The 14,110-nt window shown below is 60.9% G+C and carries 11 protein-coding genes; 8 read left to right on the forward strand and 3 right to left on the reverse strand.

Features of this window, described 5'->3' with window-relative positions; all coding sequences use genetic code 11:
* Positions 1–11: 11 nt before the first annotated feature.
* Positions 12–1,088 (forward strand): heme-binding protein, encoded by a 1,077-nt coding sequence (locus tag ACR9ZQ_RS19875; RefSeq protein ID WP_481428614.1) that lies wholly within the window; start codon positions 12–14, stop codon positions 1,086–1,088.
* Positions 1,089–1,157: 69 nt separating this feature from the next.
* Here ACR9ZQ_RS19875 and ACR9ZQ_RS19880 read toward each other — a convergent pair whose 3' ends face one another.
* Complete coding sequence (locus tag ACR9ZQ_RS19880; RefSeq protein WP_481428615.1) at positions 1,158–2,822, reverse strand: electron transfer flavoprotein-ubiquinone oxidoreductase; 1,665 nt, start codon at positions 2,820–2,822, stop codon at positions 1,158–1,160.
* 255 nt (positions 2,823–3,077) lie between these two features.
* Here ACR9ZQ_RS19880 and ACR9ZQ_RS19885 point away from each other — a divergent pair, with 255 nt between their 5' ends.
* Positions 3,078–3,866, forward strand: coding sequence for an SDR family oxidoreductase (locus tag ACR9ZQ_RS19885; RefSeq protein ID WP_481428616.1), 789 nt, complete (start codon positions 3,078–3,080; stop codon positions 3,864–3,866).
* A gap of 9 nt (positions 3,867–3,875) precedes the next feature.
* Here the strand turns inward: ACR9ZQ_RS19885 and ACR9ZQ_RS19890 are convergent, their stop codons facing one another.
* Positions 3,876–4,745, reverse strand: a complete 870-nt coding sequence (locus ACR9ZQ_RS19890) for a phosphotransferase family protein (protein ID WP_481428617.1) — start codon at positions 4,743–4,745, stop codon at positions 3,876–3,878.
* Positions 4,746–5,041: 296 nt separating this feature from the next.
* Here ACR9ZQ_RS19890 and ACR9ZQ_RS19895 point away from each other — a divergent pair, with 296 nt between their 5' ends.
* Both ACR9ZQ_RS19895 and ACR9ZQ_RS19900 read left to right on the forward strand, forming a co-directional pair.
* Positions 5,042–6,361: an efflux RND transporter periplasmic adaptor subunit gene (locus ACR9ZQ_RS19895; protein WP_481428618.1), complete on the forward strand. Its 1,320-nt coding sequence runs from the start codon at positions 5,042–5,044 to the stop codon at positions 6,359–6,361.
* A complete protein-coding gene (locus ACR9ZQ_RS19900; protein ID WP_481428619.1) occupies positions 6,358–9,474 on the forward strand; it encodes an efflux RND transporter permease subunit in 3,117 nt (1,038 codons plus the stop codon). The genes ACR9ZQ_RS19895 and ACR9ZQ_RS19900 overlap by 4 nt, the downstream gene beginning before the upstream one ends.
* 36 nt (positions 9,475–9,510) lie before the next feature.
* On the opposite strand, the gene blaOXA is transcribed toward ACR9ZQ_RS19900, so the two are convergent.
* Positions 9,511–10,287: a class D beta-lactamase gene (blaOXA, locus tag ACR9ZQ_RS19905; RefSeq protein ID WP_481429340.1), complete on the reverse strand. Its 777-nt coding sequence runs from the start codon at positions 10,285–10,287 to the stop codon at positions 9,511–9,513.
* Positions 10,288–10,428: 141 nt separating this feature from the next.
* Here blaOXA and ACR9ZQ_RS19910 point away from each other — a divergent pair, with 141 nt between their 5' ends.
* From ACR9ZQ_RS19910 to ACR9ZQ_RS19925, 4 genes are all read left to right on the forward strand, one after another.
* A complete protein-coding gene (locus tag ACR9ZQ_RS19910) occupies positions 10,429–11,319 on the forward strand; it encodes a LysR family transcriptional regulator (protein WP_481428620.1) in 891 nt (296 codons plus the stop codon).
* Positions 11,320–11,463: 144 nt separating this feature from the next.
* A complete protein-coding gene (locus ACR9ZQ_RS19915) occupies positions 11,464–12,759 on the forward strand; it encodes an Hsp70 family protein (protein ID WP_310382762.1) in 1,296 nt (431 codons plus the stop codon).
* Between the two features lie 68 nt (positions 12,760–12,827).
* A complete protein-coding gene (locus ACR9ZQ_RS19920) occupies positions 12,828–13,730 on the forward strand; it encodes a uracil-DNA glycosylase (protein ID WP_481428621.1) in 903 nt (300 codons plus the stop codon).
* A 134-nt stretch (positions 13,731–13,864) separates the two neighbouring features.
* Positions 13,865–14,056, forward strand: a complete 192-nt coding sequence (locus ACR9ZQ_RS19925; protein WP_113324116.1) for a hypothetical protein — start codon at positions 13,865–13,867, stop codon at positions 14,054–14,056.
* Positions 14,057–14,110: the final 54 nt, after the last annotated feature.

Below are 14,110 nucleotides of genomic sequence, written 5' to 3' on the forward strand. Positions count from 1 at the left end.
GGAGGAGTAGCATGCTGAATACACCACGCGCAGACCAGCTACAGCAGAATCCTCGCCGCATTACACAAGCCATCGCCGGCGATCCATTGCTCGGCCCCTTCATCAATCTTCCGGGTGTCTGGAGCAATGAAGCTCCGCTCGAGCGCAGGGGATGGAATATGATTGCCCTGCCCTTCAGTGGATCACCAAGCGGCTATCGCCTGTTGATGAATCAGTTCGAAGAAACCCTGACCGTCACGGTCGCGGACAAAGGCGTTCCCAACCGAGGCCTGGGCACCAGGCCCGATCCGGCTACCGGCGATCAAACGATCGTCGCTCTCGACTATGAACAACTCATCAGCCAGATCGCCGTCGATGATTTCCCGGTCACGACCCTGACACGGACGATTCCAAAGCCGATCCACCATGAGCCCGGCCTCTTCCTCAATATGGCCAACAAGGTCAACGACGACCTTGTCATCGCGCGGCTCGGCACTATCCCGCATGGCGATTCCGTGCTCGCACTGGGACGTGTAACCAATGTCGACGGACGATCGACCATCCCGAAGTTCAGCGGGCTGCCAATCGGGCTCGGCGCTGATGACGAAGTGTTAACGGATGCCGATCCCGCCAACCCTTCCTACATGGACCCCTACAAGCACTTTCACCACAATCCGTTCAAAGGCGTCGAGGGGCCGGGCTTCCCTGGCTTCGACCCTGTGGATCCGATCCAACTGCTTATCCTTGGAGCGAGTGGACTTAACATCGTGCGATCCACGGTGCTGGATTTCGACACCACATTGCAGACAGGGGGCATCATCAACATCCCCTTCATTACGGAGACTGCCAATGCCACCGAAATGCGCTCGATCTTCTGGATCCACGAACTGTCCGATCTGGATGCTCACGGAGATCCGGTCATGGTCCTGCAATATGCGCAGATCGTCATGCTGGAATTCTTCCAGCGTCGCGATCGACGTCCCGGGCTGATCAAATGGCCGCATGTCAGCATCAATACGATGCGACGCGCGACCAAGGCCTCCGTGACTGTCGCCCAGATGCTCAATGAAGGTATCGACCCTCTGCGGCCGACGGAAAACGCACCCTGAATATCCGGCGAAAAGAAAAGGGCCGCTCGAAACGGCGGCCCTTGTCGTTCCGATCAATGGCTTGACGCCTCACATATTCGGATAGACCGGCCCCTCGCCGCCCTGCGGCGGCACCCAGTTAATGTTCTGGTTGGGGTCCTTGATATCGCAGGTCTTGCAGTGGACGCAGTTCTGGGCGTTGATGACGAAGGTCTCTTCGCCGTCCTTCTCCACCCATTCATAGACGCCGGCCGGACAGTAGCGCGTCGACGGGCCGGCATAGATGCCGAACTCGGACGATTTCTGCAGGGCCATGTCCTTCACCTGGAGATGGACCGGCTGGTCCTCCTCGTGGTTGGTGTTCGACAGGAAGACGGAGGACAAGCGGTCGAAGGTGAGCACACCGTCGGGCTTCGGATAGTCGATCTTCTTGTGCTGCGAAGCAGGTTCCAGCGAGGCGGCATCGGTCTTGCCGTGACCAAGCGTGCCGAAGAAGGAGAAGCCGAAGAGCTGGTTGGTCCACATGTCGAGACCGCCAAGAGCGACGCCCAAGGCTGTGCCGAACTTCGACCAGAGCGGCTTGACGTTGCGCACGCGCTTCAGGTCCTTGCCGATATCGCTCTTGCGCCAGTCGGTTTCGATCTCGGCTACTTCGTCATTGGCGCGGCCGGCAGCAATCGCCTCGGCGATGCGGTCGGCGGCCATCATGCCCGAGAGCACGGCATTGTGGCTGCCCTTGATGCGCGGCACGTTGACGAAGCCGGCCGAACAGCCGATCAGCGCCCCGCCCGGGAAGGAAAGCTTCGGCACCGACTGGTAGCCGCCCTCGGTGATGGCACGCGCACCGTAGGAAAGGCGCTTGCCGCCCTCGAAAGTGCCGCGGATCGCCGGATGCGTCTTGAAGCGCTGGAATTCCTCGAAGGGATAGAGATAGGGATTTTTGTAATTCAGGTGGATGACGAAGCCGACGGCAACGAGATTGTCTTCCAGGTGATAGAGGAAGGAGCCGCCGCCGGTGGACATATCAAGCGGCCAGCCGAAAGAGTGCTGCACCAGGCCGCGGCGGTGGTTTTCCGGCTTGACCTCCCAGAGTTCCTTGATGCCGATGCCGAATTTCTGGGGTTGGCGGCCGCTCGAGAGATCGAACTTGGCAATCAGTTGCTTGGCGAGCGAGCCGCGCACGCCCTCTCCAACAAGCACATATTTGCCCATGAGAGCCATGCCGCGCGCATAGTTGGGGCCGGGCTCGCCGTTCTTCTCGATACCCATGTCCCCGGTCGCGACACCGATGACAGCGCCCTCGTCATTGTAGAGCACTTCGGTTGCGGCAAAGCCGGGATAGATCTCGACGCCGAGTTCTTCCGCCTTTGTCGCCAGCCAGCGACAGACATTTCCGAGCGAGACGATGTAATTGCCGTGATTGCTCATCAGCGGCGGCATCATGATATTCGGCAGACGCAGCGAGCCGGCAGGGCCAAGCAGCAGGAAGTGATCGGCATTGACCTCAGTCTTGAAGGGGTGGTCGGCCTCCGTGCGCCAGCCGGGAAGCAGGCGATCGATGCCGATGGGGTCGACGACGGCGCCGGAGAGGATATGGGCGCCGACTTCGGAACCCTTCTCCAATACCACGACCGACAGTTCCGGATTGACCTGTTTCAGGCGGATGGCGGCTGAAAGGCCGGCCGGACCGGCGCCGACGATCACCACGTCGAATTCCATGCTCTCGCGTTCCGGCAGCTCAGTCATTTCGGTCATCGATCCGTCTCCGCTCGGCCCTCTCAAGGCCGTTCATCCCCATTCCTGAGGTATTCTCTTGTCAAAACCGGAAAACATTGTCGAGCCGGGAAGCGACAGCCAATCCTCCAATTCGCACAATGATGTTCCTCCGCACAGAAGATTATATGACGCTTACGTTAACGTCAATTATTGGAGTACCGTGAAAGCGGTCTTCGCGCTTTTCTTTCACGGGACTTGCGCCCTATAGAAAGGGCACAGGAAATGGAGGAAATCATGGATCTCGGCATCAAGGGCAAACGCGCACTCGTACTGGCTTCCTCGCGCGGCCTCGGGCTCGGCATTGCGAAGGCGCTGGCGCAGGAAGGGGCAAACGTTCTTCTCTGCGGGCGCAGCGGCGAGCAGCTGGACGCCAATTGCAAGGCGATCAATGAGCAAGGAAATGGCCGGGCCGACTGGATCTGGGCCGACCTTTCCGAGGACAATTTCATCGCGAGCGTAACGGCTGCCGTGCAGGAGAAATTCGGCGGGCTCGATATTCTCGTCAACAATACCGGCGGCCCGACGCCCGGCACGACCGAGGACATGTCGCCGGAAAAGCTCGAAACCTATTTTCTCTCCATGGTCGCGCGCGTCATTACGCTGACCAACGCCCTGCTGCCCGGCATGAAGGCGCAGGGCTGGGGCCGCATCCTGACGGTTGCCTCGTCAGGGGTGATCGAGCCGATCGCCAATCTGGCACTGTCGAATACGCTGCGCCCGGCCCTTGCCGGCTGGAGCAAGACGCTGGCATCGGAAGTGGCCGGCCATGGCATCACTACCAACCTGCTTCTGCCCGGCAGCATTCTCACCGCACGGCTCGACGATCTCGACGGCGCGGCCGCCAGACGGACCGGCAAGAGCGTCGAGGAGATTCGCGTGGAGAAGGAAGCGCGCATTCCGGTCGGGCGGTACGGCAAGGTCGAGGAATTCGCCGCAACGGCCGCCTTCCTCTGCAGTCAGCCGGCAAGCTACATTACCGGCTCGCTGATCCGCTGCGACGGCGGTGCGGCGCGTTCCGTCTGAGCAACCGCATCATCCAGCAGCGGCCCATGCTTTGACGCTGTCGATCATCTCGCCGGCATAGGTCGGATCGTCTGCAAATTCTGCGAGTTCCGACAGGCGGTGGAAGCCGGTGAGGATAACGATGCGCCGGCGGTCGAGCCGGCGGCCGGTCAGTGTCTCGTAGGCCGAGACGATGCGTGATGTCAGATCGGGCGAGATGAAGTTCGAATAGATGAACTCCTGATGCAGCGGGCCGAAGCCTGAATCCGAGAAATCATAGAGGCCATTCAGCCTGCCCTCAGCATGGTCGAAAGCCATATTCCAGCCATGACCGTCGAAGAAGCCATAAATGACCCCGTAAGGATCTGGCGGTAAAGCAATGAAATCCCAGATAATCCTTTCTGCATAACTTACCAGCTCGGACGACAGCAGCGGTAGCGCCTTTTCCCGCACCGCGTCAGGCGATTGCCAGGGCAGGATCGGGCCGGCGCCGAGCGCGCGCAGGCGGTCGGCATCGAGAGCATGCAGTTCAGCATAGAAGCGGGCGAGGTCGTCGCCGAGGCGCTGGCGGGCCGCTTCCGGCAGACGCTCGTAATCGCCGGCGATGAGATGTTCGCCCCGGATCTTGGCATGGCTGGAGAAGATCGGCGGGCCGTCATGGATGCGCATATCGGGAACGGCCATCGACAGCGACGGCCTGATGATGCCGAGAAGGGCCGCCTCTTTGACCAGTGCCCTCTCCGCGGCCAGATCGCGCGGGAACTTGAAGATCAGCCTGTCATCCACATCGATGGCTATCGAATCCCAACCCTTCGTCGCGAGCCGGAAAACGGAGGCCGTAAGCTCCGGAAAGATGTTGGTGATGAGTGAACGAAATTCACCGGCATTCAACTCGGCCATGACCGTCTGCCTCTGCGTTTTCCAGGGTCTATCCCGCGCACAAGACCTGCAACTCGGATCGAATAGTGTTTCGCCAATACAGCCTGCGCTGGCAGTCACCAAGGCGGAGGACGCTGCCTACCCGATTATATATTAGAATAGTTTGAATATTACAGGATGTTCATTACGAAAATTTAAGCCATTATAACCGGTTAGTGATCATCGCCGGGGTGATTATGTCTTTTTTGCGCCGCAATATAGGCGGCTCAATCACCGCAGAAAATCACGCAATCTGCCCAACAAAACCGGTCTTGCTCATGAAGAAATTTTGGATCACCGTCTGTATTGTGGCCGTGGCCGCGGTTAGCTTCTGGCAGTTCGGGGACAAGATCCCCTATGCTTCACGCATCCCCTATCTGTCACAGTTCATCAACAAGCCTGAGGGCGGCCAGAACAACGGCCATCAGCAGGCGCAGGCCGATCAGGCCCAGAGCGGCGACGGGCAGCAGGGTGGTCAACAACAGGGTGGCGGGCGCAGGCGTGGCGCGAACGGTGGTCCCACCATGATCAAGACCGTGGCAGCCGTGAAGGCCGCTCTGCCCATGGATGTGACGGCGACCGGTTGGGCCGATGCCGAGGATAATACGACGATTGCCGCACAGGAACAGGGCCTCGTCGTCAGCATCGAGTCCGAAGACGGTGCGACGGTCAAGGAGGGCGATCTGATCGCCAAACTGGACGACCGGACGGCCAAGGCCGCCGTCGACAAGGACAATGCGATGATCGTGCGCGATACGGCGACGCTTGCAGAATCCGAGACAGCGCTGACCCGGGCGCAAGACCTCTTCAACCAGAAGGCCGGCACCCAGCAGAGCCTCGATCAGGCCAGGGCTGACCGCGATACTGCCGCCGCAACCGTAGAAGCCGACAAGGCTACGCTCGCTTCGGACCAAGTCATCCTCGAGCATACCGATATTCGTGCGCCCTTCGATGGCAGGCTCGGCGATATCGCCCTCAGCAAGGGCGCCTTCGTCAATGCCGGTGCGGCCATCGTCACCATCGCCAAATACGATCCGATCTATGTGAAGTTCCACCTGCAGGAGCGCTACCTGCGGGTCCTGAAGAAGGCGCTGGTCTCCGGTCCGGTCGAGGTCAGCACGGCACCCGATTCCACCAAGGGGCAAGTGCGCAAGGGCGAGGTCAGCTTTTACGACAACACGGTCGACACGGCATCGGGCACGATCCTTGCCAAGGCGAAGTTCGAAAACGCCTCCGGCGCTCTGTGGCCCGGCCAATCGGTCAATATCGTCGTGCATTTCAACAATGACGAGCAGCAGGTGGTCGTGCCGACGGTTGCCGTCAGCCCCGGCCCCGACGGTTTCTTTGCCTTCGTGGCCAAGGACGGAAAATCGCATCTGACGCCCGTTACCGTCGCCCGCGCCAACGGCGGCTTCACCGCCATCGCGTCGGGCCTTTCGGAGGGCGACCATGTGGTCGTCGAAGGCCAGGGTCAGCTCAGCGACCAGCAGGCGGTCAACGAACAATTCGACGACAAGACGCTCAACGTCGCGTCCGCCGACGTGCCTCAGCAACAGCAGCAACAGGCCGAGACGATCGCGGTGGGGGCTGAGCAATGATCCCGAATTTCTGTATTCAGCGCCCGGTCGCGACGACGCTGCTTGCGATCGGCGTCATCCTGGCGGGCCTCGCGGGTTACCGGCTCGTGCCGGTTGCGGCTCTGCCGCAGGTCGACTTCCCGACCATCAACGTTTCGGCGCAGCTGAGCGGCGCCTCACCGCAGACGATGGCGACTTCGGTCTCGACACCGTTGATCAAGCAGTTCGAGACGATCCCCGGTATCAGCGAAATCAGCGCGTCGAGTTCTCTCGGCAGCACCAGTATCGTGCTGCAGTTCGACCTGAACCGCGATATCGATGCGGCCGCCGCCGACGTGCAGGCGGCCATTTCGCATGCGACGCGGCAGCTGCCCGACAACATGACGACACCACCGAGCTACCGCAAGACCAACCCGGCCGACGCGCCGATCATGCTGCTTTCGGTGCAGAGCAACACCATGCCGCGCAGCAAGCTCGACGAGATCGCCGAAGACATTATTTCGCCGTCGCTGTCGACGCTTCCGGGTGTCGCCCAGGTCAGCGTCTTCGGTGCGCAGACTTATGCCGTGCGCGTCGAAGTCGATCCCAACAAGCTGCTCACCCGCGGCATCGGCATCGACACCGTCAACAAGGCCCTGGCGGCTGCCAACAGCCAACAGCCGGTCGGCACGCTGCAGAACAATTCGCAGGCCATGACCATCACGGCGAATACGCAGCGCACCAACGCCGAGCAGTTCCGTTCGCTCGTCATCGCCAATCCGAACGGCGCGCCGGTCCATCTCGGCGATATTGCCGATGTCCAGGACAGCGTCGAAAACCAATATACGGGCAGCTGGTATGACGGCCAGCGCGGCATCATCCTTGCCATCCAGCGCCAGCCGGATGCCAATACGGTCGATGTCGTGGATGCAATCAACGCCAAGCTGCCGCAGCTTCACGCCGAAATCCCGCCCTCGGTCAACACTGTCATCATGAACGATGCCGCAAAGCCGATTCGCGATGCCATCGCCGACGTGAAGTTCACGCTGCTTCTGACGATCGGCCTCGTCGTTCTCGTTATCTACCTCTTCACCGGCCATGCAACGGCTACGATCATTCCGGGCCTTGCCGTTCCGCTGTCGCTGATCTCGACCTTCGGCATGATGTATGTGCTGGGCTACAGTATCGACAATATCTCGCTGCTGGGTTTGACGCTCGCGGTGGGCCTCGTGGTGGACGACGCGATCGTCATGCTGGAAAATATCCTGCGGCATGTCGAGGAAGGCATGCCGGTGCGGGAGGCGGCTATCAAGGGTGCGGGCGAAGTCAGCTACACCATCATCTCCATGTCGGTGTCACTGATCGCGGTCTTCATCCCGATCCTCTTGATGGGCGGCGTGGTCGGCCGCGTGTTCAACGAATTCGGCATGGTGGTGGCGATCGCCATCATCGCTTCGGCCATCGTATCGCTGACGGTGACGCCGATGCTCGGTTCGCGCCTTTCCAACAACCACAGCCGTCCGCCACTCATCATCCGCATCTTCGACGCCGGTTTCGAGCGGACGCTGCGCGGCTACGACAACGCGGTCGGCTGGTGCCTTCGCCACCGCCCCTTCATCCTCGGGATCTTCTTCGCTTCCGTCGCGCTGACGATCTATTTCTTCATGACGCTGCCGACGAGCTTCTTCCCGCAGGAAGATATCGGCCGCCTGACGATCAGCACGCAGGCGCGACAGGACATTTCCTATTCGGCGATGCAGGCCCTGCAGCAGCAGGCTGCCGCGATCGTCAAGGCGAACCCAGCCGTCAACCATGTGATGTCGACGATCGGTGGCAACCCCAACAAGCCACAGAACAACGGCTCGATGTTCGTCGAACTGAAGGACAAGGATCAGCGTGCACCGCTTGACCAGACGCTGCGCGAGCTGCGCACGGCGATCAACAAGATCCCCGGCCTGCAAGCCTTCGTGACGCCGAACCAGAGCCTGCGCTTCGGCGGACGCCAGACGGCCAGCCAATATCAGCTGGTCATACAGGCACTGAACGCCGACCAGACCAACCTGTGGGCAGGCAAGGTCCAGCAGGCGATGCGCGCCGACCACCTGTTCACGGACGTGACCTCGGATGCGCAGAACAATGCCCTGCAGGCCAATATCGTCATCGATACCGAGCGGGCAGCCGCCTACGGGATCGACAACGACACGCTGCGCACGACGCTGCAGGAATCCTTCAGCGGCTTTGCGGCTGCAGAAATCCAGTCGACCGGCGACAGCTACGACGTCATCGTCGAATATGACACGAGCAAGCCTTGGGACGACCAGAAGCTATCGGAAATCCGCGTCGCTTCTTCCAATGGCAGCCTGGTGCCGCTGTCGAACTTTGCGCATGTCGAGCGCACGGTCGGGCCTGTCACCATCAACCAGACGGGCCAGCTTGTCTCGACCACCGTGTCCTTCAACCTGCCGGAAGGCGTATCGCTCAGCGACGCGACGGCCAGGATCGAGCAGATCAAGAAGGACCTCAACATGCCGGCAGACGTCTTCACGTCCTATGGCGGTACGGCAGAGATCTTCCAGCAGTCGCAGGGCAATACGCCCTATCTGATCCTGGCGGCTGTTCTGACCATCTATGTCGTGCTCGGCGTGCTCTATGAAAGCTTCATCCACCCGCTGACCATCCTCTCCGGCTTGCCGGCGGCGGCCTTCGGTGCGCTGCTCGCGCTGAAGATCATGGGCTTCGACCTGTCGATCATCGCCCTCATCGGCCTCCTGATGCTGATCGGCATCGTCAAGAAGAACGCGATCATGATGATCGACGTGGCGGTGGAAACCATGCGCACGACCGGCGAGAAGGCGACAGCGGCGATCCACGAAGCCTGCGTGCGACGGTTCCGTCCGATCATGATGACGACCTTCTGCGCCCTGCTCGGCGCCCTGCCGATCGCGCTCGGCACGGGCGCGAGCTCGGAATTGCGCCAGCCGCTCGGCATCGCAGTCGTCGGTGGCCTCATCGTCTCCCAGATGCTGACGCTGTTCATCACGCCTGTCATCTTCGTTGAGATGGACCGCTTCGGGAATTTCCTCCACCGCATGCTCAGCCGCGAGAAGAAGGAAGAGCATGTGGCAGCGGAAACGCGGGCGATGGCCGCGGAATAGAGAGACAGAAAGGGCGCCTTCCGGCGCCCTTTCGCATCAGCGGCCTTCGACCAGCTTGGGGAAATCCGCGACCAGCGTATCCCGCGTCTCGCGGCTGATCGGATTGTCGCTGTAGCGGTGATTGGCGATATAGAGCCTCGCGAAGATCAGCCGCCTGTCGCCCTTCGTCGCCCAGCCGAGCGGCCGTTCGTAATTGGTCTTGCCGGCGGTGTTGCGCAGCCAGCCGGCGCCGGTCTTGCCCTGGATATCCCAGCCGTCAGCCGCCTGGAAATGCGGCACGATTGCCTCCGTCATCTGCCACGCACGTTCCGAAATCGGCAGGATGCCGGTCCGGAAGCGGCGCAGGAAGCGCACCTGATCTTCGGCCGAGATCTTCAGCGAGGACATCAGCCAGGACTCGGTCAGTCCATCCGTATTGCCAGGCCCGCCCGTAACATCCTGATTGCCGTAGCCGAAACGCCTGACGTAATCGGCAAAGGCGCGCTTGCCGAGCTTGCGGGTCAGCGCCTGTGAGAACCACACGATGGAATCCCGCTCCCAAATGGTCGGATCGGTATCCTTCTGCTCGCGTGGGGATCGCTTGAGCTTCGGATCATATGTCCAGAGCGGATTGTGCTCGTCGACCAAAATGCCGGAATCATAGCCCATCATGGCCAAAGGCAGTTTGAAGGTCGATTGCGGATAGAAGCCCTGATCGCAATTGCCCTGACGATAAATCGTCTCACCGGTCTTCTCATCGATAATGACGGTGCAGCGGATCGGATCGGCGGCACCGGCCGGCGATGCACCTATGGAAATTGCTGTAATACTTATAAAAAAAAGCCAGAAGAAGAAGTCTTTTGAACGTCACTTTCGTTCTCCATATGGTTCGACCTCAGCTTTCTAGGCTGGCCTGGAAGGCCCGATCAAACGATGATATTTCCGGTCAGGCATAAATTGGATTAGGCCATTGCCATGGTTCGACCATATTTACCGCTGAACTCGCTGCGCGCCTTCGAGGCGGCGGCGCGGCATCTTTCCTTCACCCGGGCGGCGATCGAACTCTGTGTCACGCAGGCGGCCGTCAGCCATCAGGTGAAGCTTCTGGAACAGCGCCTCGGGGTGAGCCTGTTCCGCCGCCTGCCACGCGGGCTGATGATCACGGAGGAAGGGCTTGCGCTGCTGCCTGCCCTGCAGGATTCCTTCGACCGCATGGCCGATATGCTGGAGCGTTTCGAGGGCGGCCATGTGCGCGAGGTGCTGAAGCTCGGCGCCGTCGGCACGCTCGCCGTCGGCTGGCTGTTGCCGCGACTTGCCGATTTCCGCGAGCAATATCCCTTCATCGATCTCAGGCTTTCGACCAACAACAATCGCGTCGATATTGCCGCCGAAGGGCTCGACTATACGATCAAGTTCGGCAATGGCGCCTGGCACGATATCGAGGCGGAGGCACTGTTCGAGGCGCCACTTTCGGTGCTCTGCATTCCCTCGATCGCCCGCCAGCTTTCCTCCCCTGAAGATGTCGCCCATCAGACACTGCTGCGCTCCTATCGCGCCGACGAATGGCCAAGCTGGTTCGAGACGGCGGGCGTCACACCGCCGCCGATCCGGGGCATGGTCTTCGATTCCTCCGTGCTGATGATCGAGGCGGCGCTGCAGGGTGCGGGTGTGGCGCTGGCGCCGCCCTTGATGTTTTCCCGCCAGCTTGCGGCGGGCGAGCTGGAGCAGCCCTTCCCGATCTGGATTTCCAAGGGCAGCTATTGGCTGATGCGGCTCAAATCCCGCTCCGTCACGCCTGCCATGGAGATGTTTCGCAAGTGGATCGGCAAGGCGGCAGAGGAGACGCGCGAACGGCTCGAAAACTGATGAGAGCGGGTTGCTTTCCACCCTCTCCTGTGCGATCACGCGCCTCTCAAAACATCTTCGAGGGCGCAGCAAAGCGCCCTTTCGCGTTTCGGGGCTGCCGCCCCGGCTCATGGATTTTCGACATATTTGATAGGGAGCACGGCCATGGCACGGGCGCTCGGGCTTGACTTCGGCACGACCAATACTGTTCTGGCGCTGGCAGATGGCGGCGCAGACACGCATTCCATATCGCTTACCAGCAGCGCCGGCACGGCCGACAGCATGCGCACCGCGCTCTCCTTCATGAAGGATCCGCAACTCGGTGCCTCGGCGCTGAAGGTCGAGGCCGGGCACGCGGCGATCCAGCAGTTCATCGACAATCCCGGCGACTGTCGTTTCCTGCAGTCGATCAAGACCTTTGCAGCGAGCGCCCTCTTCCAGGGCACGATCATCTTCGGCAAGCGGCAGAGCTTCGAAGACCTGATGGAAATCTTCATCCGGCGCCTTCGCCATTACGCAGGCGAGAACTGGCCTGAGGATACTGGCCGCATCATCGCCGGCCGCCCGGTGCATTTTGCCGGCGCCAGTCCGGACCCGGTGCTGGCCGTGCAGCGCTACAACGAGGCGCTGACGCGCTTCGGCTTTCCGGAAATTCACTATGTCTACGAGCCTGTTGCAGCCGCCTTCTACTTCGCGCAAAACCTGAAGTCCGATGCGACCGTGCTCGTCGCCGACTTTGGCGGCGGTACGACGGACTATTCGCTGATCCGTTTCGAGACCAGGGCCGGCAAACTGACGGCAACGCCGATCGGCCATTCCGGTGTCGGCGTCGCCGGCGATCATTTCGACGCGCGCATGATCGACAACATCGTCGCGCCGCTGATCGGCAAGGGCAGCCATTTCAAGAGCTTCGACAAGATCCTTGAGGTGCCGTCAAACTACTATGCGAGCTTCAGCCGCTGGAACCAGCTGTCGATCTTCAAGACATCGAGGGAATTCGAGGATCTGAAGAAGCTGGTGCGTACGGCCCTGGAACCTGAGAAGCTGGAAACCTTTGTCGATCTCATCGATCATGACGAAGGCTATCCGCTCTATCAGGCGGTCTCGGCAACGAAGATGGCGCTTTCCTCCGCGGAGGAAGCACCCTTCGATTTCGCCCCGCTCGGGCGCGGCGGTCATCGCACGATCAAACGCCGCGATTTCGAAAGCTGGATCGTCGACGACCTCGCCCGCATCGAAGGGGCGCTCGACGAGGTGCTGGAAAAGACCAATACGGATGTATCCGGCATCGACAAAGTGTTCCTGACCGGCGGCACATCCTTCGTGCCGGCCGTGCGACGCATCTTCACCGAGCGCTTCGACCAGGACAAGATCGAGACCGGCGGTGAACTGCTGTCGATCGCACACGGTCTCGCACTGATCGGCGAACGCGACGATATCAACCAGTGGACTGTGCAATAGCAGCCGAAAGGGCGCCGGCAGACCTGCCCGCCCTTTCATTGCCGTTTTCGCTCCGCTAAAGTCTGTCCATGATCTCCGCCAACGACCTGAGTCCGGCCGAACTTTCAGCACTTCTGCATTTCCATGCGGAGGCGGGTGTGGACTGGCTGCTGGAGGACGAGCCGGTCGACCGTTTCGCCGAGTTCGAGGCGATGAAGGCTGCGCGCCGTTCGGCGGCACCGGCCGCGCAACCGCAGCAGGATAGACAGGCACCACCTGAGAGGCAGGCGTCCTCCCGCCCTGCCCCACCCGCGCCGCAGCAGCACGCGGCCGTGTCGGCTCCTGCCTCGCGGCCACAACCGGCAATTCCCGACGGTGAGGCGGTGCAGCAGGCGCGGTTCGCAGCCGAGAGCGCCCGTTCGCTTGCAGAACTCAAGACGGCGCTCGAAGCCTTCAATGGGTGCAATCTGAAAAACAGCGCCCGCTCGACCATTTTCGCAAGCGGCGATCCGGCAAGCGGCATCATGGTAATCGGCCCGGCGCCTGGCGCCGATGACGAACGCGAGGGAGCGGCCTTTGCCGGCAGGCAGGGCCAGTTGCTGGACCGGATGCTGGCCTCTATCGGCCTCGAGCGGTCAGCCATTCTCCTGACGCAGATCATTCCCTGGCGTCCGCCCGGCAGCCGCATGCCGTCGGCGGCCGAGACGGAGATCTGCCGTCCCTTCATCGAGCGGCAGATCGCGCTTGCCGAACCGCGCGCCATTTTGCTGCTCGGCAACTATACGGCACGATTCTTCTTCGGCGAAACTGACACGATCCACGGGCTTCGCGGCCGGTGGAAGGAGATCGCTGTCGCAGATCAGGTCATTCCGGCCATCGCCAGCCTGCATCCGCAAGACCTGTTAACCGCGCCGGTAAACAAGCGGCTGGCCTGGAGCGATCTACTGGCCTTCCAGGCTAGACTTAAAGAGCTGCCTCTGCTTACAAATTAGCCAAGTTTGAAAATATTGTGAATTTGTCCATGCAATATACGCATGGCTGCATCCTGCAAGGGTGCATTGAAGAATCAATGCTGCACTGCAATATAGAAGGCGTGTCTTGGGAGGAATGAACAGGAACCAAGGCCATGAGCAAGCGTTTTCGTCCTATACATTGCGGGTTTGAAACCCTGCGCCAAGCAAGCGATCAGGTTCGCACCACGCAGGGCTACAGCCGTTTCGGCTTTGCCACAAACGAACAGATGATCGCCCGCGGTACCGGCATCAACGGTCGTACTTCGCGTCCGGTGATGATCTTCGCGGATTTCCAGGAATATTGAAAATTCCGGAATGATGATCCGACAGGCGGTTCGCCTGCCTTTTCGCATTTCAAG

This window comes from Rhizobium sp. KNZ14-9A, from assembly GCF_056755015.1.